20 protein-coding genes, 1 tRNA gene and 1 riboswitch are annotated in these 24,866 nt (G+C 50.3%); of the genes, 2 read left to right on the forward strand and 19 right to left on the reverse strand.

Translation table 11 applies throughout. The annotated features are described in order from the left end of the window. Nucleotides 1-64: 64 nt before the first annotated feature. Nucleotides 65-1,579, reverse strand: coding sequence for a CoA-acylating methylmalonate-semialdehyde dehydrogenase (locus EZV72_RS13225; RefSeq protein ID WP_137167671.1), 1,515 nt, complete (start codon nt 1,577-1,579; stop codon nt 65-67). A gap of 417 nt (nt 1,580-1,996) precedes the next feature. On the opposite strand from EZV72_RS13225, the gene EZV72_RS13230 reads away from it, so the two are divergent. Further along, a complete protein-coding gene (locus tag EZV72_RS13230) occupies nt 1,997-3,163 on the forward strand; it encodes a Gfo/Idh/MocA family protein (protein ID WP_137167672.1) in 1,167 nt (388 codons plus the stop codon). 41 nt (nt 3,164-3,204) lie between these two features. On the opposite strand, the gene EZV72_RS13235 is transcribed toward EZV72_RS13230, so the two are convergent. From EZV72_RS13235 to iolD, 5 genes are all read right to left on the reverse strand, one after another. After that, entirely contained in the window at nt 3,205-4,065 is an 861-nt protein-coding gene (locus EZV72_RS13235; RefSeq protein ID WP_137167673.1) for a MurR/RpiR family transcriptional regulator, read from the reverse strand. An 87-nt stretch (nt 4,066-4,152) separates the two neighbouring features. Next, on the reverse strand, nt 4,153-4,899 hold the full coding sequence (locus EZV72_RS13240) for a sulfite exporter TauE/SafE family protein (RefSeq protein ID WP_137167674.1): 747 nt from the start codon (nt 4,897-4,899) through the stop codon (nt 4,153-4,155). Between the two features lie 68 nt (nt 4,900-4,967). After that, a complete protein-coding gene (gene iolE / locus EZV72_RS13245) occupies nt 4,968-5,861 on the reverse strand; it encodes a myo-inosose-2 dehydratase (RefSeq protein WP_137167675.1) in 894 nt (297 codons plus the stop codon). A gap of 20 nt (nt 5,862-5,881) precedes the next feature. Then, the gene (locus EZV72_RS13250; RefSeq protein WP_232364421.1) at nt 5,882-7,783 is read right to left on the reverse strand and encodes a bifunctional 5-dehydro-2-deoxygluconokinase/5-dehydro-2-deoxyphosphogluconate aldolase; all 1,902 of its coding nucleotides are present in this window, start codon (nt 7,781-7,783) and stop codon (nt 5,882-5,884) included. A gap of 217 nt (nt 7,784-8,000) precedes the next feature. Next, nucleotides 8,001-9,938, reverse strand: coding sequence for a 3D-(3,5/4)-trihydroxycyclohexane-1,2-dione acylhydrolase (decyclizing) (gene iolD / locus EZV72_RS13255; RefSeq protein ID WP_137167676.1), 1,938 nt, complete (start codon nt 9,936-9,938; stop codon nt 8,001-8,003). A 258-nt stretch (nt 9,939-10,196) separates the two neighbouring features. Between iolD and iolB the strand changes: the two genes are divergently transcribed. Then, nucleotides 10,197-11,024 (forward strand): 5-deoxy-glucuronate isomerase, encoded by an 828-nt coding sequence (gene iolB, locus EZV72_RS13260; RefSeq protein WP_137167677.1) that lies wholly within the window; start codon nt 10,197-10,199, stop codon nt 11,022-11,024. Between the two features lie 9 nt (nt 11,025-11,033). Here the strand turns inward: iolB and EZV72_RS13265 are convergent, their stop codons facing one another. The 13 genes from EZV72_RS13265 to EZV72_RS13325 form a co-directional block, all read right to left on the reverse strand. Continuing rightward, nucleotides 11,034-11,753 carry an exonuclease domain-containing protein gene (locus tag EZV72_RS13265; protein ID WP_137167678.1) on the reverse strand — a complete coding sequence of 240 codons (720 nt, stop codon included), beginning with the start codon at nt 11,751-11,753 and terminating at the stop codon, nt 11,034-11,036. After that, nucleotides 11,750-13,609 carry a DUF294 nucleotidyltransferase-like domain-containing protein gene (locus EZV72_RS13270; RefSeq protein ID WP_137167679.1) on the reverse strand — a complete coding sequence of 620 codons (1,860 nt, stop codon included), beginning with the start codon at nt 13,607-13,609 and terminating at the stop codon, nt 11,750-11,752. Before EZV72_RS13270 ends, EZV72_RS13265 begins: the two co-directional genes overlap by 4 nt. Before the next feature lie 66 nt (nt 13,610-13,675). Beyond that, nucleotides 13,676-15,382, reverse strand: coding sequence for a solute:sodium symporter family transporter (locus tag EZV72_RS13275; protein WP_137167680.1), 1,707 nt, complete (start codon nt 15,380-15,382; stop codon nt 13,676-13,678). 111 nt (nt 15,383-15,493) lie between these two features. Continuing rightward, complete coding sequence (gene iolG, locus EZV72_RS13280; RefSeq protein ID WP_137167681.1) at nt 15,494-16,480, reverse strand: inositol 2-dehydrogenase; 987 nt, start codon at nt 16,478-16,480, stop codon at nt 15,494-15,496. Between the two features lie 432 nt (nt 16,481-16,912). Continuing rightward, nucleotides 16,913-17,215: a 2OG-Fe(II) oxygenase gene (locus tag EZV72_RS13285; protein ID WP_137167682.1), complete on the reverse strand. Its 303-nt coding sequence runs from the start codon at nt 17,213-17,215 to the stop codon at nt 16,913-16,915. A 115-nt stretch (nt 17,216-17,330) separates the two neighbouring features. Beyond that, on the reverse strand, nt 17,331-19,355 hold the full coding sequence (locus EZV72_RS13290) for a hypothetical protein (RefSeq protein ID WP_137167683.1): 2,025 nt from the start codon (nt 19,353-19,355) through the stop codon (nt 17,331-17,333). Nucleotides 19,356-19,628: 273 nt separating this feature from the next. Further along, nucleotides 19,629-20,072 carry a ribosomal protein S18-alanine N-acetyltransferase gene (rimI, locus tag EZV72_RS13295; RefSeq protein WP_175405123.1) on the reverse strand — a complete coding sequence of 148 codons (444 nt, stop codon included), beginning with the start codon at nt 20,070-20,072 and terminating at the stop codon, nt 19,629-19,631. Next, the gene (locus tag EZV72_RS13300) at nt 20,069-20,587 is read right to left on the reverse strand and encodes a hypothetical protein (RefSeq protein WP_137167685.1); all 519 of its coding nucleotides are present in this window, start codon (nt 20,585-20,587) and stop codon (nt 20,069-20,071) included. Before EZV72_RS13300 ends, rimI begins: the two co-directional genes overlap by 4 nt. Nucleotides 20,588-20,643: 56 nt before the next feature. Continuing rightward, nucleotides 20,644-20,720 (reverse strand) — tRNA-Trp (locus tag EZV72_RS13305). A gap of 102 nt (nt 20,721-20,822) precedes the next feature. Beyond that, entirely contained in the window at nt 20,823-21,620 is a 798-nt protein-coding gene (locus EZV72_RS13310) for a choline/ethanolamine kinase family protein (protein WP_137167686.1), read from the reverse strand. Continuing rightward, nucleotides 21,607-22,215, reverse strand: coding sequence for a nicotinamide riboside transporter PnuC (gene pnuC / locus EZV72_RS13315; RefSeq protein WP_137167687.1), 609 nt, complete (start codon nt 22,213-22,215; stop codon nt 21,607-21,609). Before pnuC ends, EZV72_RS13310 begins: the two co-directional genes overlap by 14 nt. A 16-nt stretch (nt 22,216-22,231) precedes the next feature. Then, entirely contained in the window at nt 22,232-22,489 is a 258-nt protein-coding gene (locus tag EZV72_RS13320; protein WP_137167688.1) for a YkoF family thiamine/hydroxymethylpyrimidine-binding protein, read from the reverse strand. A gap of 9 nt (nt 22,490-22,498) precedes the next feature. After that, nucleotides 22,499-24,556, reverse strand: coding sequence for a TonB-dependent receptor (locus tag EZV72_RS13325; RefSeq protein ID WP_137167689.1), 2,058 nt, complete (start codon nt 24,554-24,556; stop codon nt 22,499-22,501). 57 nt (nt 24,557-24,613) lie between these two features. Next, nucleotides 24,614-24,714: riboswitch (TPP riboswitch) on the reverse strand. Nucleotides 24,715-24,866: the final 152 nt, after the last annotated feature.

Genomic DNA, 24,866 nt, shown 5'->3' on the forward strand with positions numbered 1-24,866 from the left:
TTATTATTGTTGGTGGAGCGCTGTTTTACAGCAGGTGGCGATAAATGCCTCCTGCTAACAGGGGTTACTCGCCTAATGTAGGCATAGAAAACGAACTACTGTGCTGTTCAAGTCGGACACTGGCTGGCCAGGTACTGGTGACGGTTTTCATCCGGGTATAAAAACGAACGCCGTCATTACCGTGAACATTGAGCGGCCCGAAAATTGAGTTTTTCCAGCCGCCAAAGCTGTGAAAAGCCATTGGCACAGGAATGGGAATATTTACCCCTACCATACCGGCTTGAACATTTTCACTGAACTGGCGGGCAGTTTCACCATCACGGGTAAAAATTGCCGTGCCGTTGCCATATTCGTGCTGATTGACCAGCTCCAGGGCAGTATCAAAATCACTGACGCGCACCACAACTAACACCGGGCCGAAGATCTCTTCCTGATAAATGGTCATGTCGGGAGATACATTGTCAAACAGCGTTGGGCCCACAAAAAAACCGGTTTCATGACCTGGAACAGTCCACTGACGTCCATCGGCCAGTAATGTGGCGCCCTGCTCCACACCAGACTGAATGTAACCTTCAATCTTTTTCTTGTGCTGTGAAGAGATCACCGGCCCCATATCATTCTCGCCTTCTTCAATGATGCCCGGTCCTATTTTCATTGCATCTATTTGCGGCCGCAGTTTGCTAATCAGTTTATCAGCGGTTTCATCACCCACGGTGACCACCACCGACAGCGCCATACAGCGTTCACCTGCAGCACCAAATGCTGCCCCCATAATCGCTCGGGACGCACTTTCCAGCTCTGCATCAGGCATGATTATCGCGTGGTTTTTTGCCCCGCCCAGTGCCTGACAACGTTTACCGTTGGCCGACGCTGTAGAGTAGATGTAATTAGCAATTGGTGTGGAGCCTACAAAGCTGACAGCCTGTACCCGCGGGTCATGCAGCAGTGCATCTACCGCTTCCTTATCACCATTGACTACGTTAAATACTCCTTTGGGTAACCCGGCTTCATTGAGCAGCTTCGCCAGCTCAAGCGCTAATGACGGATCTTTTTCTGATGGCTTAAGCACAAACGTGTTGCCAGTAGCCAGTGCAATCGGAAACATCCACATTGGCACCATGGCCGGAAAGTTAAACGGCGTGATCCCCGCGCATACACCCAGCGGTTGCATGAGGGCATGAGAATCCACCCCGGTACCGACATTGGCCGAATGCTCGCCTTTTTGCAGATGCGGAATACCACAGGCAAACTCAACCACTTCCAGACCTCGGGTCAGCTCACCTACCGCATCAGAGTATACCTTACCATGCTCTTCAGAAATCAGCCGGGCCAGGCGGTCGCGGTTTTCTTCCAGTAATGCCTTAAAGCGAAACATGATTCGTGAGCGCTTCAGTGGTGATAGTTTTGACCAGCTTTTAAATGCACTATGCGCGGCCAGCACGGCGTTTTGTGTTTCTTTGGTTGAGCTTAACGCAACCTGACGAATTTGTTCACCAGTGGCTGGGTTATGTACGGGTGAAAATGATGATGATGACGAGGTCACCATCTCGCCGTTAACAAAATTATGTAATGTTTCCAAAATCGGTCTCCTCATATTCCTCACACTGGTTCCCCGATATCAATGCACTGCAACATGTTATTGCGGTGTTGAGTGGACAACCGAACTGTTAACACTATAAAGAACATAATTTTCATTTACAACATAATGAAATAAAAATTTCATTATTTTTTCATTCTTTCACCCGCCCGAAATTTATCGCTCCTCAATAGGCTTATTACACCCAACACGTCTTTATGCTTGATAAAGACAACGTTTAAGGCTTATGGAATCATGCAGCGTTAGAGTTAAAAGTGTAAAAAGTCCTGTGTTGTCCAGTAAAAATCCTATCAAATCAGTTCATCTTTAAAAAATAAGAAATGAATATTTCATTAACATATCATTTACCCTATACTCGCAGTCAGTCATATTCAGGCACTTCTCTACTCAGGAGACTTTATGTTTAATGAAGAATTGCAATTCAAACCTGCTATTCGCTGGGGGATGGTGGGCGGTGGCCGGGGCAGTCAGATAGGCTACTCGCATCGGTGCGCCGCTCAGCGCGATGGGTTATTTAAACTCATGGCCGGTGCATTTGATTTAAATGCAGAACGAGGCCGATCTTTCGGGACTAATCTGGGGTTGTCGACAGAACGCTGCTACCCTGACTACACCACCATGTTTACAGAAGAAGCCAAACGCCCTGACGGTATAGAAGCAGTCTCCATTGCCACGCCCAACGCTACTCACTACGAAATCTGCAAGGCGGCTCTGCATGCCGGGTTACATGTTGTATGTGAAAAGCCCATTACCTTTACCAGCAAAGAAGCCAGCGAGTTACAGTCACTGGCAGAACAACAACAGCGCAAACTGGCCGTGATGTACGGCTATTCGGGTTATCCGATGATACATCAGGCTCGGGAAATGGTACGTCGTGGTGATTTGGGCGAAATAAGAGTAGTCAACATGCAGTTTGCCCACGGCAGTCACAATATTGAACATGAGAAAAACGATCCGGGGCTGAAATGGCGGGTGAGTCCGCAGGTGGCAGGCCCCACCTATGTGCTGGGCGATATCGGTACTCACATATTTTATCTGTGCGAAATGATTACCGGTCTGGAAGTATCCCGGCTATCGTGTATGAAACAGGCATTTATTCGTTCCCGCGCCCCACTTGAAGATAACGCTCATGTCATGCTTGAGTACACCAGTGGTGCGGTCGGCACCTTATGGGCATCAGCGGTCAATGCCGGTGCTATGCATCAGCAAAAGTTTCGCATTGTGGGCGAGAAAGCGTCAATAGAATGGTGGGATGAACACCCTAATCAGCTGCGCTATGAAGTACAGGGTGAGCCGGCGCGTGTACTAGAGCGTGGTAGCGCCTATTTGTATAACGACGCTGCCGGTGTTGCGGCCAGTCATATTGGTGTCGGTCACCCCGAAGGCTACTTTGAATCCTGGGCCAATCTATATCACCGGTTTGCATTAGCTTTCACCGGTCAGACAAGCCATGACGAGTCGCCCTTATGGTACCCGGATGTGTATGCCGGCATCAATGGCGTCAGGTTGTGCGAAAAATGCGTGGAATCAGCCACCAGTCAGTCTCAGTGGGTGAGCTTTTACTAGATACTTAGCCCCGCCGCACTGCTTCTGTGCGGCGGGTACATTTACAGCTGGTTGCTGAAGTTATTCTGTTCACCCTCTTTAGTGTCGCGAAATGCCAGTGATACCGCCAGCGTCTGCGCCAGACATAACGACGCAGCCTGCGAGCGAAAAGCATCCACCTTAGCCTCTTTGACCACAAAACAAATATCAGATGATGAGGCCAGCGGGCTGATTTGGCTATCTGTAATGATGATCTGTTTGACCCCGGAACGGGCTACCGACTCACTGATGGTTGTTGTATCTTTGGCATACGGTGAAAAGCTGATCACAATCAACACATCGTCGTTTTCGATGGTACTTAATTGCTCTTTAAACATGCCCCCGAGCCCATCGATTAAAAATGCACGCTTGTTAAGATGGCGCAGCGCATACGCAAGATAAGACGATACTGAAAACGAGCGCCCCAGCCCCACTACGTACACATTCTTTGCCTGAGCCAGTATTTCTACGGCCTCGTCCAGATGCTCGACCGGTGTTTGTGCGGCCAGCTGGTGCATGGCGTTGCTATTTGCCCGCGCAAATTCCTGCAAAATATCCACCGGTCGCTCGGGTGGTGTGGTATCGCTTTCCAACTCTTTAAGCAGGCGAACGCGATCGGTGTAGCTGGACGTTTCTTCTAGCAGATTACTGCGAAACAGCTGTTTCATTTCATTAAAACCACTGAAATCAAACGCATTGGCAAACCGAATCAATGTTGAGGGCGGTACATCAGCTTGCTCGGCTATATCTGAGACGGTTTCAAATGCTACACTGTTTTTATTGTCCAGAACGTAGGCGGCAACCTGACGTAACCTTTTGCTCAGACTGTCATAGCGGGTACGAATTTGTTCTTCCAGTTCACTTAAGCTGGATGCTGTTGACATACTGCACTCCTTAATTATTGTTTTCGTAATTTTATGCAATTTGAAATGCAAATAAAATTTTTTTTCTATTTTTAGAATAAATAGCAGCTAATTCATACTATCTACTATCAATTTCAGACCAGATAGCAGCAAGCTGAAATGACATATTTGATAGATCAGCCTATGACTGGCCCGATTTAAAAATTTTACCCCCAGCCAGACTCCCAAAAGTGCCAGCGGCATTAACAGGGTCGCGGTAGCCAGGTTGGCGCTGTTCAGTTGCTCCATCAACCAGTAGGGAATCAGCTTGACCAGATTTACCACACCAAAAAATACGGCCATCGTCGCTATCAATGTTTCTTTGGGCAACTTCAGCGGTAACAGATAAATACTGGCCGGGCCGCCGCCGGCATGAATCAGGGTACTGGAAATACCACTTATCATGCTCCAGAAAGTAGCCCGGGCCGTACTAGCCGCTTTGTCTGCCGCAGGCTGAAAATGACAATAAAACTGAATAGCAAATAACACGCACAGAACACCCACCGCCCCGGCTAACAGGGCCGGAGAAACCACTTTCATAAAGATGGCTGCCAGTGCAATACCTGCCAGTGCGCCAGGCAGCATTTGGCGTAGTTGATGCCAGCACGCATGGCGATGGTGACAGGCTATAGCGATGACATCCATTACCAGCAGAATGGGCAATAAAATAGCAGCGGCACGGGCTGGCGCTGTGGTCATGGTCATCAGCGGGATAGCGATAGTGCCCAGCGCGCCCCCCAGACCGCCTTTACTGATCCCGTAGATAAGCACCGCCGGTATCGCGGTAAAATAAAATGTTATATCGGTCTCAAACACACTTTGTCCCGCATAAACAACAAAGGCGTCAATTTTGACGCCTTATGCTGCGTTTTTTGTGCCAGGCCCTAGGCCATCAGACCGGCTTCGGTAGCAAAGCGTTGCAGATTCTGATACCCCAGCGTGGCAAATTTCAGCGGGTTGGCAACAGCCGGATCCTGTTCGGCTTCCACCACCAGCCAGCCCGCGTAGTCATGTTCTTTGAGAATGGCAAATACCGCCGGGTAGTCCACACAACCATCGCCCGGTACAGTAAATACCCCTTCCAGTACACTGTTTAAAAAGCTTAGCTTGCGGTTTTTGACATCATTCATCACATCTTCACGGATGTCTTTACAATGTACATGTTTAATACGACCGGCCCAGCGTTTGGCCACGGCAACCGGGTCTGCGCCGGCAAAGGTCAGGTGACCGGTATCCAGCAACAATCCCACCTCATCACCGGTATGCTCCATCAGCTTGTCTACATCATCGGCTGTTTCTATTACTGTGCCCATATGGTGATGGTAAGCGATTTCAACGCCCATGCTTTTGGTGTACTTAGCAAACTCGGTCAGCTTTCTGCCATACTCCTGCCACTGGTCTGCCGGGAAGGTGGGGCGCAGATGAACCGGCGTTTTCTGAGCACCATGAATACAGCCGGTTACCTCGCAGCACACCATGGCTGTCGCGCCCAGTTCACGCAGTAATGTCAGATGCTCGCGCACTGCTTCAATTTCTTCTTCCACTGACCGGGTCAGCAGCTCCATCGAATACCAGCCCGACACCAGTTTTAAGTCATGCTTTGCCAGAATTGGCCCCAGCACACTGGCTTCACGGGGAAACTTATTGCCCAGCTCAAAGCCGGCATAGCCTGCCTGCTTACCTTCTGACAAACAGGTTTCCAGCGGGGTTTCAGCCCCCAGTGAGGGTAAATCATCGTTGGTCCAGGTTAACGGATTAATACCTAGTTGTACTGTCATAGTGTTTACTCCTGTGTCCATTAACCGCGGTCACGCCATAAGGTAATCAGGTTATGGTAGTTTTGCTTAATCTGGCTAACCAGCGTTTCATCATCTATTTTGCCGGCCAGCCAGTCTCTGGACGGCGCGCCGAACAGCGTACGGCCTACTGCAAAGCCTTTAACCTTGTCGCAGTGCACCGAATTATTAAAGCCTTCGGCCAGCTCCTGAGCCGGAGCGTCCAGCCCCAGCATAACGATACCGGCGCAATACGGGTCACGCTCATCAATCAAGGCTGACACACTTTGCCAGTTGGCACTGGTCAGCGGCGGCAGCTTCCACCAGTCAGGCTTCACGCCCAGGTTGTAGAACCGCTGCATAGCCCGAAGATAGAGCGCTTCATCCTGCTCAATATCACGCGGCAAAATGACTTCCAGCAACAACTGATGTCCGGATTTACAACACGCATGCCATACATCCAGAATCTGACGCTCCTGTTGCAGGCGCAGTGAGTACTCATCTTCAGGATTGAAAAACACCAGACACTTTACAATATGCTCTAGTGGCCAGTCGGTCAGCTGCGTACCAATATTGCCATGTTCCAGCTCAAGCGGGCGTGATCCCGGCAGTTCAATAGGCCGGCCAATCCACCAGCCTTGTCCGGTTACCTCATTCAGGACATCCTGACCAAAGGTGCTGTCACACAACAAACCGGACTTGTTTTGCAACCCAGCTTCACTGGCGACTTGTTGACTGGCCTGTAGAATCAGTTTTTTCAGCGGTTTAATCTGCGCCACGTCAGCCCCCGCTTCCCGAGCCATATCCACGAACTGAATGCGGTGATCAAAAGCCATGACACACAGCTCTTGCCATTTTTGTTTGCGGGTCGTTACCCGGTGCAAATGATTCAGTTCATCATCCAGATCCGGCCGGGGAACCTCAGTCACCCGGCTCAGGTAATTATCCAGCTCCACCTTGGTTGGCATGGCCGGAGCACAGCCATGGCGAGATACCACCAGCGCGCCACAGGCATTGGCATAGGCACAGCTTTGTTCCCAGCCCTCATCATTCAGATAACCGCGCAACAAACCGGACATAAAGGCATCTCCGGCGCCCAGCACGTTGAGAACATCAACCCGCACGCCCTGCACGTTGATACCGTCATCAAGACTTTCAGGAATGGCCTCACTGAACACTGCGCAGCCCAGCTCGCCGCGCTTACAGACCAGCTCAGCATTACTGACTTCGCGGACACCTTTGAGTGCCTGAACAGAGTCAGTTGACCCTCCGGCAATATGAAACTCTTCTTCAGTACCCACAATCAGATCAAACAGGCCTAGCACTTCTTTAAGCTGTGCAGTAACCTCGCCCGACTCAACAAACCGGGTTTCACCATCACCCAGTCCGGTCAATCCCCACAGCACCGGACGATAATCAATGTCCAGCGCGGTCTTGACGCCGTTACGACGGGCGTATTTGAGAGCGGTCAACACGGCATCCCGGGTTTGCGGATGTGACAGATGTGTTCCTGTCACTGCCAGACAACGGGCCGATGCGATATATTCTTCGCTGACATCTTCCGCGGTAATGGCCATATCAGCGCAGTTGTCGCGATAAAAAATCAGTGGAAATGTGTCCTGATCCTTTATGCCCAGCAGTACCAGCGCCGTCAGCCTTTCCTTATCCGTAATCAGGTGACTGGTATCACAACCAGCACGCTCCAGCTCTTCTTTTAAAAACCGTCCCATGTGCTCATCGCCCACTCTGGCCAGCATGGAGGATTTTAATCCCTGAACCGCAGTGCCGTAGGCAACATTGCCTGACGAACCGCCCAGGTATTTATTGAACGAGCCCATATCCTCCAGCCGCGAGCCAATTTGCTGACCGTACAGATCAACCGCGATTCTTCCCATACAGATGACATCGAATTTTTTGTTATTCACAGTAGCTCCTCGTTATGTTCGCACCACACCGCAGGGTAAAAAGTGTCGCGCTAAGGAATAAATATTTCACTATACCTTTTTACTGAATATCTATTTCAATTTCAACATTTTTGAAACAAATATTTTAAAAATGATATTTTTGGAATGCCGGCGGCAGGATCAGAATAAAAAGCAGCGCACCAACAGGTATCAGATCGGTGCGCTGTAAAACGTTGGATTAGTAGTGACGTGCCTTGTCGCGGGCGGTATTATCCATCTCCTGCGCCGCCTCAGTAATGGCCGGATTGTCAGCGACCTGGGCTGTACCTACCCGCCACCAGGCTTCGTAGCCGTGGGTCATGGTTTTAGGTAGAATTTTAGTATCAATAAGCGTAGGGCCGTCATGCAACCGGGCCTCAGCCAGCGCAGCTTTGAGCGATTCGGCAGTGTTAGCACGAAAGGTTTTGCATCCGTAGCTTTGTGCATTGGCAGCAAAATCAACTTTAACCAGCGGGCCGTCCATTTTGCCGGACTGCGGGTTACGATGTCGGTTTTCGGTGCCAAAACTGCCCATTCCCTGGCTCATTTGCAGGTTATTAATACAACCAAAGCTGGCGTTATCAAATAATACGATGGTCATTTTCACACCTTCCTGAACGGCTGTTTGTAGCTCAGAATGCAGCATCATATAGGACCCGTCTCCCACCATAGCGTAAACAGGCTGGGCAGGACTGGCCAGTTTGGCACCAAGCGCGGCAGCCACCTCATATCCCATGCAGGAATAGCCATATTCCATATGATAAGTATCGGCGCTACGGGCATTCCACAGTCGCTGCAGATCACCGGGCAGGGAGCCGGCTGCGCCCACAATGATAGCGTCATCTTCCAACTCGCGGTCCAGCACCCCCAGCGCACTGGTCTGGGTCAGCTCGGTGTTTAAACTCTCACGGTATTCTTTAAACTGCTCTTCGCTCAGATGGCCATCGACCTCTGGTGTAAACGGCTCGCTGAAAGTCAGGTTGAGTACACGCTCCCGCTCGTTTTGCCAGGCCAGGCGCGCCGCACTGATCTCATCGGAGTAGGCGCTTGTCCAGCCAGCTTCCTGTAGCAGTGGCGCTAGCATCTGAAGTGTTTTACGGGCATCACCCACCAGCTTCACCGCATCCAGCTTACCGGCATCAAACTCAGCAACGTTAATATTTAAAAACTGTACATCAGGATTGGCAAACAACGATTTGGACGCGGTGGTGAAGTCAGTAAACCGGGTGCCGATACCAATTACCAAATCTGCCTCTTTAGCGATAGTGTTGGCAGCCAGGTTGCCAGTGGTACCTATACCGCCTAAATTCAGCGGATGAGATGCAACCACTGCACTTTTGCCAGCCTGGGTTTCTCCGAAGGGGATTCCGAACGTTTCAGCAAAAGCTGCAAACTCGGTGTGGGCCTCTGAATAGCGCACCCCCCCGCCGCAAATCAGCAGCGGTTTTTTACTGTTAGCAATAAGGGCAAGCGCATCATTCAGCATAGCGTCGGTTGGGGGACGCCGTTCAATACGATGCACTCGCCGGGAAAAAAAATACTCAGGGAAATCATAGGCTTCGCCCTGTACATCCTGGGGCAGGCATATGGTAACCGCACCGGTGTCAGCGGGATCAGTCAGAACCCGCATGGCCTGAATCATTGCTGTCATAATCTGCTCAGGCCGGTTGACCCGGTCCCAGTAACGGGATACCGGACGAAAACAGTCATTGGTGCTGATAGTATTATCGTGGAACTGCTCGACCTGCTGTAATACCGGATCGGGCTGGCGCGATGCATAAACATCGCCAGGCAACAGCAACACGGGAATACGGTTGGCAGTTGCAGTGGCCGCGGCGGTCACCATATTGGCAGCGCCCGGACCGACAGAAGAAGTGACCGCATAGATTTTTTTGCGCTTATGCTGTTTGGCAAACCCCATCGCCGCATGCGCCATTCCCTGCTCGTTACACCCCTGATGCACCACCAGATGACCGGCATCCTGCTCCAGAGCCTGACCCAGCCCGACCACATTGCCATGTCCGAAGATAGTGAACACGCCTTCAATAAACGGCTGCTCAATACCGTCCACTTCAACAAACTGTTGATTCAAAAATTTCACCAGCGCCTGTGCGGTTGTCATTCTGATGGTACTCATTGCGTCACCACTCCATGAAAAAAAGAATTATCGATGCCGTTGTAACATCGTCAACGGCCTGTAAACAGGATATTAACAATACCATTTGAAAAATAAATTTCAATTTAAATCTAATTTGAAATAAATGATTGCTTTCACCTTATATTTACATCTACTATGACAGTACATTTATTCGAGTCAGGTTGTCAGCCCGACCAGGTCTGAACCGCGTTGCCGGCTGTAATAGCGTGACTGAATCAGCAATGAAATGAGGGAATTATGTCAAAGTTATTATCCAAATATCAGGCGCCCAATGCCGATGGCCGTGTGCAGCACATCACGCCTGAGTCTGCCGGTTGGAAACATGTTGGCTTCTCGGTATATGAGCTGGAAGCTGACAAGACGCTGACGATGCCAGCCATTGGCGAGGAAACCTGTCTGGTTCTGATTGGCGGTAAAGCCAGTGTACATACCGAAGCCAGACAATTTGATAATATCGGCGACCGGATGGGCCCGTTTGAGCGCAAAAAACCCTATGCGGTATATATTGCCCCGGGCGAAGAATATACCCTGACCGCTCATACCGCCTGTGAAGTGGCGGTGTGTCAGGCGCCGGCCAGGGGCGACCTGCCAACCCGGTTAATTGCACCAGATGACATTGGCGCAGAAGCCCGTGGTCATGGCAACAATAAACGCTATGTTCACAACATATTACCTGACAGCGAAATTGCGGAAAGTCTGTTAGTAGTAGAAGTGTATACCGATGAAGGCTGCACCAGTTCATACCCCAGCCATAAACATGATCATGCCAATGAGCCGCACGAAACCTATCTGGAGGAAACGTATTATCACCGACTGAACCCAGAACAGGGTTTTTGTCTGCAGCGTGTTTATACTGATGAGCGGGATCTCGATGAGTGCATGGCTGCTTACAACAAAGATGTGGTGCAAGTGCCCCGGGGCTATCACCCGGTGGCTACCATAGCCGGATACGACAGTTATTATCTGAATGTGATGGCCGGGCCCTCACGAAAATGGCTGTTCACCTGGGAGCAGGACCACGCGTGGGTAAACACCCAGGAGTATGCCAACAAGCATGCAAAGTAAGCGGCAGGTTTATACTGCTACCGACCGGCGCACTACCGGCCCGAGTAAAGGAGTGCGCCGGCCAAATATATCGGTCACCTGAGCCAGAAATAACTCACCGGTAGCCACAGCATCAGCAAACGCATTGTGGGCCAGATAAGGGGGTAATCCCCGACGCTCCCTGATGCCCGCCAAACGAAAATCCGGCTCTATAACGCCATCGTTAAAGACCATGGTTTTTTCCAGGGTCAGGGTATCCAGAAACACCAGTGGCACTTTTACATCGGCTGGGATCCCCAGTAACCGGTGCATAAACTCTTTTTCTATCCAGCCCCAGTGAGCAATCACAATTTTACCGGCCAGCGCTTTTACCAGCACCTCACATAACTGCTGCGGAGGCATTCCCCCTTTAAGAGTTTCCGGTGTAATGTGATTAATCACCGCAGTATCCGGTACAATTTTTTCACCGGCTTTGACGTAATAATGCTGAGCCGACGACAGTGACATAAAAGGATACTTAAGATTCAGCATACCGACTGACAAAATCGAGTCTTTTGTCGGATCCAGTCCGGTGGTTTCAAAATCCAGTACAACACACTCCAGCTTGCCAAGCGGCGTATCAGCCTGCGGTACAGGATGCTCAAACAGCGGCCGGGCAATATCAGGAATATCGGTACGTTTTAACGCCTGTAACCGCTGCTTTTCCTGTTTGGCAAGCGGGTGAAAGCGGTCAAATAGTCCGCCGGTCATATCAGAATTCCGGCGGCATGAAAGCGCTGCTGCGCGGCTTCCTGATAACGGGCGATAATCCGAAAGGCATCTTTTAAGTGATTGCGCTCAAAGGCGGTGAGTTTGTCAGGAGCAATCAGGTTATCCTGCAGTCCTCCGGCTACGGCCGCCTCATTCTGGTGTTTAAAGCGCACCATATTGATAAACTGAAACGCTTCCTGGAGCTCCTTACGACTGGCCTGATTAATCACTTTTTTATTCGCCGCATCCCGCAACCGATGAATGGTTTCAGTGGCTGAACTGCCGGCAGCCAGCGCGTACACCCGGGCCAGTTCCACAACCAGATTAACCGCCTGCTTTTTAATATTCAGCACCTGGCGGTTATCACCATCACGGGTAGTCACAAATTTACGAAATAGCCCCAGCGGCGGACTAACCCGCAGAGAGTTGGCCACCAGAATGGCAAAAAAGCGATGATTACGTTCTACCCGGGCCAGTAGCGACTGTTTCAGGGCTGCCACCAGATGCTCTGTGCCATATAAAAAGCGCAGGTCGAGAAATACACTGATATCCAGAATATTTTGCGGGTTGTTTTCAGCCACCCATTGCCGGACATAATCCTGCCACAGGGCCAGCGGCACTCGCCAGCGCTCATTACTGGCCATAATGTTTCCTTTGCATAAGGGATAACCGCAATGATCAAGCCCCTCGCAGACAAACTCGGTCAGCGTTTTAAAATATTCCGCCTCATGTTCCTCCGGCTCCCACTGCAATATCAGTCCGTTATCCTGATCAGAGCCCAGATGCATCTCAAAGCGGGCTTGCGAGCCCGCGCAGAACCAGGCGTAAGGAATCGGTGCGGGGCCAAACTTATCTTCGGCAAGCTGTAAAATCCGCTTGTTAAAGGCATCGGCAATCAGGGTGACCATTTGCTGAATAGCACGGCCATCAACCCGGGCTTCCTGCAAGGCTTCAAACACTCCCTGGCGCTGTGGCACCAGAGCCACCAGATCTTGCAGGGTATTTTGCCGGTAAATCTGACTAATCAGATATACCGCCTGCACATGAGAGTTTTCGACCATACTGGTGGCAGTCAGCACGCCCACGGCTTCGCCATTTTCAATCACCGGCAATGAGCGCACATTGTGTTGCATCATGACCTCAATAGCCTGCATTAAAGGTGCATCCGGATGCACGGTGCGCGGGCGTGAGGTCATAATATCTGATACCGGCGAGGCAGGATCCATGCCCACCGCCAGTACCCGGGTAGTCAGATCGCGGTCGGTGACTACACCTTTTAGAATCTTGTTATCAAACACCAGTGCATTAGAGCGATGCATTTCTGTCATCACCTCTGCCACGCGTCGGATAGAGGTATCCATGCTGACCCGCGCAACCCGGCGGTTCATAACATCGCGAACATTGCGCAGATACAGCGCTTCCTCGCCGTCGATGTGGGCTGAAGAATGAGCAAGCCGAACCGACTCCTGAGATGAGAAATGATTACGCAGACCCGGGTTCTGGTCCATCAGCTCCAGAATAACCTGTTTGGGAATGCGGTATAGCAGGGTATTTTCTATCGCCTTGATAACATAGTCGCACTCCCCTTCACGATAAAGCTGACTAAAACCAAAAATGTCCTTGTCGCCCAGCCGGGTTCGCAGACTGCCATCCGGGTGGTTCTGATCAATAGCGCCGGTTCGCACCAGGTACAGTCCCTGCCCCACAATATGTTCGCCGGGCAGGTTCTCATTTTGCTTGAGATACAGAATATCAACCGATGCGGCCAGCGCGTGGCGCTCTTCTTCATGCAGTAAATCAAACGGATCCACTTCGGATAAAAAGCTGACAATATTAGGGAGTAATGAAGATTCCATGCGATCACTTTAAATAAAAAAGGCAGCAACACACGGTGCTGCTGCCTGCAATTAACTCAGCTATTGTTACTGGCTAACGCTGTGAATACGCTCTTTTTGTACCCGTGCGTTGCGCCCCAGTTCTTTGGCAATGCACCAGAATACATAACCCAGCGACGCGGCTGCCAGCACATAATATGCACTTAGTACCCAGTTTGGCTTATTTTGGGCCAGAAATACATACATAGACACAGAACTTAGCGCAATCAATATCGCTACCGGGCGGGTCATTGACCATGGCGTGATATCAACCTGCTTGGTATAAACATCCTCATGTGGCGCCTGAGGATAAAGCTTACCAACCACCAGCATAAAGGCCACATTGGCAGCAAACAGCAACCCAACCAGATGGAAAAAGTGAATATCTACCTTAAATATAAAGTTAAACAGAATATAGGCAGAAACCCCGAACAGCAGGCCAAGCTTGGCCGCAATAGCAGGCACCCGTTTGGTAAGCAGGCCTACCAGCACAACACTGAGAATCGGTGCATTAAACAGTCCCTGTAACTGCTGAATAAGGTAGAACAGTCCATCAGGTGCATTAGCCACCAGTGGGGCTACCGCCATTGATACCACAGCCAGACCCAGGCCAAGGGCTTTACCCACATTCACGGTCTGTGCTTCTGAGGCATCGGGCTTCAGTGACTTTTTGTAAATATTGACAGTAAACAGGGTCACCGACGAGTTAAGTCCGCCACTAAATGTAGAGAACACAGCGCCCACCACAACGGCGGCAAAGAAGCCAACCAGCACGTTAGGCAGTACCAGCTGTACCAGATCCGGATAGGCATTATCCGGGTTATCCATCTGACCATTGAACACATGGAAAGCAACAATACCGGGCAGAATAATAATGCTGGGGATCATCAGTTTGAAAAAAGCACATAACAGTACGCCCTTCTGACCTTCCGCCAGATTTTTCGCACCAAGTGCTTTTTGCACAATAGACTGATTACAACACCAGAAGAACATATTCGAGACAATCAGACCGGTAAACAGCGTTGAAAACGGCACCATTGAATCTTCATCCCCGATGGAATTGAATTTTTCCGGGTGACTGGTGTAAACCTCGCTTAATCCGCTTAAGATATTGCCGTCACCAACATAAGCCAGCGCAAACAAGGTCACCATCAGGCCACCAATAATCAGACCCACTCCGTTTATAGTATCAGCAACCGCAATGGCTTTAATGCCCCCAAATACAGCATATATAGCACCGATACCACCTACACCCCAGACTACCAGCCAAAGTGCGGTTTGCTGGTCGACATTAAACACACTGGATACCTGAAACAAACTTTCCAGTGCAATTGCCCCGGTGTACAACACAATAGGAAGCAGGGAAATGACATACATACCCAGAAACAAAATTGAGGTAATGGTCAGGGTTTGTTTATCAAAGCGCTTTTCCAGATATTCAGGAATGGTAGAGATACCGATTTTGAGATAACGGGGTAAAAAGAAAATTGCAAACAGCACAATAGTCATAGCGGCCATGACTTCCCAGGCCATGACGATAAACCCGGTGCGAAAGGATAATCCGTTAAGGCCAACCAAATGCTCGGTAGACAGGTTCATCAGCAACATAGAACCGCCAATGTAAGCGCCGGTCAGTGACCGCCCTCCCAGAAAATATCCCTCGGTAGAGTCGGTAAGGTGTGCATTGCGTGTTTTATAATAGGCAAATCCGGCTACCAGTAGGGTAAAGCCGATAAAAGAGATAAAAGCTAACATGAGAACTCCATAATGCGATAAGACGCTCCTGCTTAAAATGACTCACCAGGAGCTTCTTCCCATTGATGTAGATAACTGGCGCAGCCGTTCTATGCCTGCGCCTGTCGCCGTTTACAGTTTGACTTCCTGCCCGGTTTGTAATGACTCCAGGGCCTTGTCGGCAATCAGCAATGCCTGTTCACCGTCATGCCCACTGCACTCAGGCTCTGCTCGCCCGGCCAGCACATCAACAAAATGAGCCCACTCAGCACGGTAGGCTTGCTCATAGCGCTGCAAAAAGAAATGCTCAGGCTTGGCACTTACGCAACCATTTTCACCCCAGACTTCTACGGTATCTTCGTTGATGTTTTTCGCCTGCAAAACACCTTTTTCACCATGCACTTCAATGCGCTGGTCATAGCCATAGCCCGACCGACGACTGTTGCTGATGGTGGCCAGCGCACCAGAAGGAAATTTCATCACAATAAATGCTGTATCAATATCTCCGGCCTGGCCTATTTCATCGTCCACCAGCGTACTTCCCTGCGCGTACACCGAAACCGGCTCCTCACCCATGATAAAACGAGCCATATCAAAATCATGAATGGTCATATCACGGAACAAACCGCCGGAAACCTTAATGTAGCTTACCGGTGGCGGAGACGGATCACGTGAAGTGATCAGCAGCGACTCTGCTTTACCTATGGTACCGGCACTGAGTTGTTCACGGACTTTACGAAATTGTGGATCGTAGCGGCGGTTAAAGCCGACAAACAATTTGCCACTATTGGCTTTAACCGTTGCCAGGCAATCGCGTACCCGTTCAATATCCAGATGAACCGGCTTTTCGCAGAAAATAGTTTTACCGGCCTTAGCAGCCAGTTCAATGAGCTCGGCGTGGGTGTCGGTAGCAGAGGCGATCAGTACACCGTGAACATTCGGGTCAGTCAGGGCTTCCTCAGTGGTCTGAACTTTTGCGGCATATTTCTCAGCCAGTTTAGCTGCACCATCGCCATACGGGTCGACAACACTGTATAGTGAGGTTTCTTTATGACCATCAATGTTGGCAGAATGTACTTGCCCGATACGACCTGCACCAAATAAAGCAATATTAAACATAGGGTAGTCTCCTGGTTATTAGTCGGTTATCACCCTGCGCAGGCGTTCAAAAGCACAGTCTCTCAGAGCAATTTACCGCGTTTTATTTTTCAACACAGACATACCATAACAGTGAAAAATAAATTTCACAAAATAATAATATGAAATTTTCATTCTTTTAGCGTTAAAACCACACTGGTTAGACCATTAACACTTGAAACAACTTTGTAACGACACCCCGTCGGGCGTACAAAGGCCCAGCATAACGCATTGATTACAGTATTTTTTACTCTATAAACATCGTGAGTTACCGTGGCTGAAAGACGGTGAAAAAGACAAAGCAGCCAGGTGAAATGTTAACAGAAAAACTCGTCAGTTTTTCTTCGTCCATAAAAAAACCGGCTAAAAGCCGGTTTTCGAAAATTTTGTTTCATTTTTAATGTCGCTGTTTATTTAGCCGGGAAGATGTAGTGCCAGAGATAAAAGCTTACGCTCGCCCTGATCTATTTTGCTGACACTATGCGAGTATAAATCGGGCCGGAATAAAAACACCCGGTTGAACAGGTTGATGATGAGTTTGTCTGCGCTGAACACGCCTCCTTTACGGGCCTTTTTCAGCACTACATTAAATTTAAAATACCGGCCACTGCCCATGGGGTCGTTGTGGCGCAGCACTTTGTGACCTTGTGGGTAGGTCACTAGATTTAACGATACCCGTTTGCTGCTGAACAAGACTTTATTACGTACTTTAGCCATATTTACTCCGCCGGGCTCTTAAAAAAACACCACCCTGAACAGTTGTTCAAGGTGGTGCAGTGTGCCATAGATCCTGGCATGTGCAAACCTGTCGGTCAGATCTCTGGTTATAGTTTTATTTGATCTGGCCTATCTGGCGCATCTGGTCGCGCCAGGCACGATACATATGTGCATCAGATTCTGGCTGCTGCTGCGTTTCTTTCAGACCAATACTCTTAACCCGGTCCGCCCGGACATAGGCAGGCTGCGCACAATAATCAGGCAGCGAGGCTGAGGCGATACCCTGCCCGGCAATAAATGCCCCGCCATTTTCTTCATTCCACACACTGAACACAGACTGGTACAACTCATACATCTGGGCGCTCTTAAGCACCTGAAAATTCAGGTAGGAAGAAGCATTGAACCCATGCCCGCCGGCATACGCGGTTATTGCGATACCATAGCTGTCGGCCAGCTCAGACGCCGCGCGTACCGCAAAGCGTAAACCAGGGGCATCTGACTCTGCGTAGAACCGGTCGGTACCATCCACGTAGTTGAGCGCATCAACCAGCAATGCATCTGCACTGTCGATACTAAACTGCGTGGCCGAGGTATCTACCACCTGTGGGGCAACGGCCAGCGTATCGATCCAGTCGCCTGGTGCCCGTCCATCCATCAGGGACTGGCTGAGCGCGCCTTCAAGCAGCAGACTGTTGTAAGACCGGGCTGCTGTGGCATCAGACAATGAGCCAGCCAGTACGCTTACCAGCCGGTGAGCCTGTTCACCCCATACCTGGTTAAAAATAGCCTTGATCTGATAAGTGCGCAGTGCCTGCCAGTTGCTGATTAACAGGTTTTCGCGCGCCAGGGCTGACCAGTCACTGTACGCTTGTGCATCCACGGTATCAGGCCACAAAGCCTGAGCCTGGGCCAGCGCATAATCCCGGCCAAGTCGCTGCGGGTAAGTACGCTTGAACAGTTCATTACCCAACTCAATATATAAAATCCGATTCGTGTTCAGCTGGGTAAGCATGGCCTCTGCCAGCGCTTCAATATAACTGTCGTTTGCGGCCAGAGGGATATTCAGCCATAAATCCGAGGCAGACTGGTTCGCCAGCTCGCTCATCAGGGCATAGGGCGCACCCAGTGCACTGCCAAAATGACTGTTCTGTATGCTTGCCCGCTGTGCCCAGGCATTGTCACCACTGAATACAGCATGGCTGGTTTCGGCTTCTTTGGTATATAATGCAGTGTCACTGAGCAGATTGGTGACCCGGATGGTTTTGGCCGGCTTCAGGTAATTCAGATAATCCTGACTAAACAGATCGCCATCTGCCGCGCCGGGGCGTAAAAGCCGGATATTGCGCAGGTAGTCGCCCTGCTGCATCGGATCAGTGGCCAGTATCTGCACGGTGAGCGCGCCCTCACCGTTATAATAAACTTCGTACTCATTATCGCTAAGCGCGACCATGTCGGCGTTTTCAATATTCAGCGTGCCCTGACCATCAAAGATGAGTCGGTAAATACCTGCTTCATAAGCGTTAGCCGTTGTGGCAGTCATAACAGAGGTAAACAATACATCAGCCTGGGTACCATCAGTCAGGGTCATTGTCTTTGGCCAGCCATGCTCATCCACCTGGATTTTATTTGCCTGAGCGGTAAACCAGATATCCCCTTTGGCAAAAAACCAGCCATGAGTTCGCCCGGTAATATCTTCATTATCCAGACCCGAGGTTTTCATCAGATCAGCCAGCATCCAGGCGGTCATATCACTGGAAATTCGGCTGATCTGGGCGCCGAGATAAAATTGCGATGGTGCAGCGCTAACCGCTTCACTGAGCAAATCCGCCGGAGGGGTTATCTGAATCGGTGTGCTGACCAGCAGATTATCAGCCGGTTGTTGGGGAAGTGGCGATGAAACAGACTCTTCATCGTCTTGAACGGGTACACCGGGCAACGGATTGGTGGGCGTCAGCACCAGGCTGGTATGGGGGGCTTCGGCTTTGTCAGACCCGGTGGTGTCGGTTACAGTATTATCATCATTTTGCGCACCAGGATCGGGCAATGACACACTGCTGACAGACTCTGTCGAGCCTGCACTACTTCCACCTCCACCACATCCTGCGAGAATTACACAAAAACCGGCGATTACAACTGACATGCTAACTACACTTTTCATAACTGCAACACACTTCGTCAAAGTTAATGGTTGCCGGACATGCCGGCTGATGCAGTAAGAGTAGCTTTTGAACCCGGTTAACCCTACGGGATCGGAGTATGACGCCTAATACCTAAGTATTCCTGCTTGTTCAAAATTTCGCTAAAGCCGTTTTTTTAATACAGGCAATCAGGTACTTATGACAGCAGCGGGAAAATACGGGTTAGTGCTTTTTTTGAAAGGTATAAAAAGAAATGAATATTAGTCTGTGATAATTTATAACGTTAACGACATAATTAGTGCATCTTCACGTCCGTCTGCCGCAGGATAATACTGCTTTCTGACTTCCTGCACCACAAAACCATGCTGCTCATACAGATAAATAGCCGCCAGATTACTCTTTCTGACTTCCAGCCAGATGACTGCCATGCCAGCGTCAGCAGAGTGAGAAATGACGTCTTTTAACAGTAATCTGCCTATTCCCTGCCCCTGCAGGCTGGGCTCGACCGCAATATCCATCAGCGTAGCCTCATCCACCACCATCAGGATTTGCGCATAGCCAGCTACCTTCTCGTTCGCCAGGGCAATGCGTGTGGAATACGGGGCCGTTGTGGCATCGGCAAAGGTGCTGTATTGCCAGGCCGAGTGAGTCACCTGCGTGTGGATTTCATAGGCCTGAGGCAAAGTTTGCGAACAAACCGCCACAATGTTGATGGTCATTCCAGTGCTGCCAGTGCGTGCCATAATCGCTGTTTAAGCTGCGGCGTCAGGGCTTCGGGTCCGCCGGGTAAAACAACGGTGTCCCGACTCACCTTTAAGGTATCTCCGTGCATAACAGAAATGGTTTGCTCAGCCGAACTGTAATCTGATGCAGCCTGTTGTATATCTTCAATTAATCGGGCAAAACGCTGCTGTTGTTCAGCACTTAATGGCCGGCTATCCGGCGCCGGCGTTTCTGCCGGTTGCTGTACGTCTGAGGCTGATGATGCATTGCTTGTCTGCGCCGGAGCGTCAGTACCTAAACTGGAACGTAACTGGGCCAGCCTTTTTGCACCGGATGCACGGCGCTCTTCTGAGGTTGCCTTGACCACAGTCTGATTAACTGCTGTTGATGGTGTTGATGGTGTCGCTACTGGTGTTGATGTTGCAGTTGACGCAACCTTATCGGCATGCTGCCAGACACATATTCCCATCTGTTGAAGGGCTGCTGTTTGCGCTGGATTAAGTGCTGACATAATGATTATCTGACTGGTTCCTGGTAGATGGAACTATACGATAAAAGAAAGGAAAGTGGCAGGGGTGGAGGGACTCGAACCCCCAACCATCGGTTTTGGAGACCGCTGTTCTACCAATTCGAACTACACCCCTACTGCGGAAATGCATTATACGTATGCGTTTTGAAAGGTAAAGACTTTTTATTGCCTAACCGGTTCAACTGCTGACTCTTTAAACAAACCGGCTACCTTTCAGTCAATTATGGCAAATTTGGCTGGCATCCAGTGCCGCTTGCCATAACTGAGCAGTCAGGGTAACAACCTCATACTGTATGTCAAACTGCTGCTGGCATTGTGCTGTGTTACGTCCGCTGGCTTCGGCATAACAATGAATCAGTCGCTGTCGGGCGGAGCGGGAAAAATGGTTAATACCCGCACAGGCGGCCAGATCAAAAAAGCATGAGCCAACGGCAGCGTACTCCCAGTCTACCAGCATAACCGGTGAAACTGACATCACATGGCCATACGACAGGTCGTTATGACACAGTGCCAGATGTTCCGGATCAATCGCCTGCTGGCGACAGTGAGGCAATAATGTGGTGCACTGGCTAAGCAGATGGCTGCCGGTTTCCAGCCCGGCTTTTGTAGCGTAATGCGTTAGACGCTGGGCTAAATTGAGTGGTGGATGGTCTACAGGCAGTGTATGAATCTTGGCTAGCGCGCGCGCCATCTGCTCTATTTGCTGATGCTCATCAGCTGGTGATATCAGATTATGCTCAACAAAGGCTTCTACCCACAATGTTTGCCCCGCATCCATCCAGATGGGCGCCGGGGCAACTCCCAGCTCACTCAGGCGCTGTTGCAACGCAAACTGCTGCTGTCGGTCTACCCCGCTGAAGGTATCCTGACTGAGGCTTTTCACCACCCAGCGCTGCTGCCCGTCAACCAGCAAAAATACCTGATTAACCTGACCGGCCCGAAGCGCACTGACCTGGCACTGCGGGCTGAGCGATAGTGGCTTTTGTAGCTGTTTGAGCAAGTCAGCTGTAAGCATGTTCACTGCCCTGCTGACGCAGCTCGCTCTGCCACTGAATATAGCCGTATATCGAAAACCCGATATAACCGGCAAACAGGCAAGCAGATAGCATCAGGCCTGACTGAGCATACAAGTACGCCGATGCCAGGTTGATGAAAAACCAGTACACCCAGTTTTGCAATACCTTGTGGGCCACCATAAATGTGGTCACCACACTGAGTACCTGAATACAGGCATCCAGCCACAAAAACTCGTTATTAAACTGCCCCGACGCGAGATTAGCCAGTCCCCAGCCAATCATCAACAGTCCCGGAACCAGTAAAACATGCCAGGGCCAGGGCCATGAGCGCACCCGGCTTTCGCCTTCTGCGCGCCGATGCCACTGATAATAACCGTAAATCGCCATGATCATATAAAACAGATTCAGGCCTGCCTGAAATGGCAGGGTAACCTGCCAGAACAGCCAGGTATAAATCGCAGTACTGGCAAAAGCACATGCCCAGCACCAGCTGTTCTGGCGGGCGGCCAGCCATACATAGCCCAGCGCTAGTACCACCGCGGCCCACTCAATGGCCGATGTAGCCAGGATCTGACTGATAAATGTATCCAGCATAGTCGATGGCAGCCTGTTATGAATTTTGCTGCATGGCGTCAAAGTTTAAAAACTTGGCCACAAAAATTGCCTGCCCCACAGCTTCATGGGTGCGCTGCATCTCTACGCCCAGAATATTCATTACCGGCTGATAGTCACCGCTTATCTGGGTACTGGTTGAACAGGTTGTAACCGTCAGTTCTGGGTACTGGTTAATTCGCTCAATAAAGTCCTTAATCGGGGCGATGTACTGCTCGACTAACGGATACAGGGATATTTCGACCATAACTTGCATGCAGTTCTCCTAAAACTGATAAGTGACAGTTACCCCGAACTCACGTCCGTTGGCAATCTGATAATACGGCTGCGGATTCGCATAGCCATCCCGGGGATCATTACTGAAGCCACCAAAGCCACGGGTGTAGTAGGTTTTGTCAAACACATTATTGACCCAGGCAGACACCTGCAAATCATTGTTCTGCCAGACCAGCTCGGTATTGTAGAGCACGGTGGCCGGTGAAGTTTCATCATGGCCGTCAGAAAAACGGTACTCATCCTTAAAGTCCATATCGGCGCGCCATAGCCAGCTGTCACTTAATACCAGTTCACTGAACAGGTTAATAGTCCAGCGCGGCGCCTGCGCCTGTTGTTGTTCATCAATGTACTCGCCTCTGGCATCTGTGTAACCTTCAAATTTGGCATCCAGATAGCCAACGGCTCCCTGTACCTGCCAGCGGTCGGTTACCTGCCAGCTGGTTTCCACCTCAATTCCCCGGTTTGTACCCAAATCGGCATTATCGATGATATCAATAAACTCAGCAGAGCCGTCGGCTCTTGGCAGCACATCATAGTCATTAATTTGGGTATCATCCCGGCGCATATAGAACACTGCAGCACGAATGGTGGCATCAGGCGTTAACAACGGGCCTTTTACACCGACTTCGTAATTCCAGTTGTACTCCGCATCAAAGAAGCGCTGTGCTTCTGAGACCTGCTGCGCCGGATTGATACCCGCGCCTTTAAAGCCCCGCGAAATACTGCCATACCACAAATGCGAAGTGGTGGCGTACTGCAGGGCAATCTTACCGCCAACCATATCGGTATCAGTTGAGCGGCCCAGTCCTTCGTTATTGATGTAGTCAAACTCAAACTGCTCAGCGCGTAATCCGATTACCAGATCAAGCTGATCATTAAGCGCTGTGGTGGTCTCGCCGTAGACAGCAAAGGTAGACGGCGAATACTCACTGGCAAAGTTAGGATCGGTATAGGTGTAATCACGCAGCAGGGATTCATCAGTGGTTTTATAGTGAGCACCCACTACCCAGTCAGTACTATTACTAAAAAGCTTCATTGCCGGCGAGGAACTGAAACGTACCTCGGCGGTCTGGGTATCCACATCACGGTAGTAAGCATCGAAGGCGGTATACCCAAGTGGCGAAAATCCGGTGTAGGTCCAGTCTTCATCATAGCCATAACCTATGTTGTGACTGGCATGTGTGGCCAGCACGGTGAGCTGTCCGGCAGCATAGCGCTGGGTAAGTTTGGCACTGACCGCATGTGTTTGCTGACGATCAAAACCGGGCTCATCAGATAAAGTCGTACGGGTGTTATCCAGTGAAAACGCATCATAGCCATTATCGATATCGTACCAGCGATAGCTGATATCTGCTGTGGTGCGACTATCAATGTCCCACTGCAGGGCCAGTCGGGCAGCAGTTTCATCGATACCGGCGGTATCATCGCGGTTTAGAAATGCATTGTTGGTGAAACCATCGCTACGGTTATGCATCAGCGCCACACGGTAACGCAGAGTGTCTGTGATGGCATTGCCGGTCGCACCTTCAAAACGGTAGGTGTCTTTATTCCCCGCCCGCACACTGATGTGACTTTGCTGATCATCGGTGGGCTGATTACTGGCAATCTTTACCGCGCCGGCCAGCGCGCCAGTACCAAAAAGCGTGGACTGGGGACCGCGAAATACCTCTACCTGACGGGTATCAAACAATACGCCGGCAGCGCCTAATCCGGAAAAATCAAAATCATCAACTAAAAAGCTGACCGACGGATTAATGGGTTCAGAAAACTGGGAACGCTCACCAATACCGCGGATCTGTACAAAGCGGCCCCGTGATGCGCCGCTGGCAAAATTCACGTTTGGAGCAATATTAAGAATATCTTCAACCGCCTCGGCCTGGCGGCTGTTCAAACGCTCCGCGCTCAGCACACTGGCGCTACTGCTTAACTGGTCCAGGGTAGCCTGACGAAAATCAGAAGTTACAGTAATACGTTCAATATCGGCTGTTTCAGCATAACTTCCGGCGGCACTCGCGGCCATTGCTAAAACAAATAGATTTTTTTTCATTAAGGATCTCTAGTCTCAAAACAGAACAAGGACCCGGGATGTGCGGCAGGTAAATTGGCTGATGTTGGTCACCATCCCTACGCCGGTATTATCCGGATCAGGTACAGGGTTCCTGCAAGTGCAGATCTCAGCCGGTAAAGGCACCCCTTGGTTTGCTGGTTATGAACCAGGCACGCGCAAGTGTACCAATTACATTGGAATGTTCAACATAAGTTAATGACAGAAAAGAAAAACGCCCGCATATTGTGACGTAGCGGGCGTTTTGGTGAGGTCGTCGAAGACCTGAAGTTAACAGCGCGTTGTCACTTGA

The organism is Salinimonas lutimaris (assembly GCF_005222225.1).
Taxonomy (GTDB): Bacteria; Pseudomonadota; Gammaproteobacteria; order Enterobacterales; family Alteromonadaceae; genus Alteromonas; species Alteromonas lutimaris.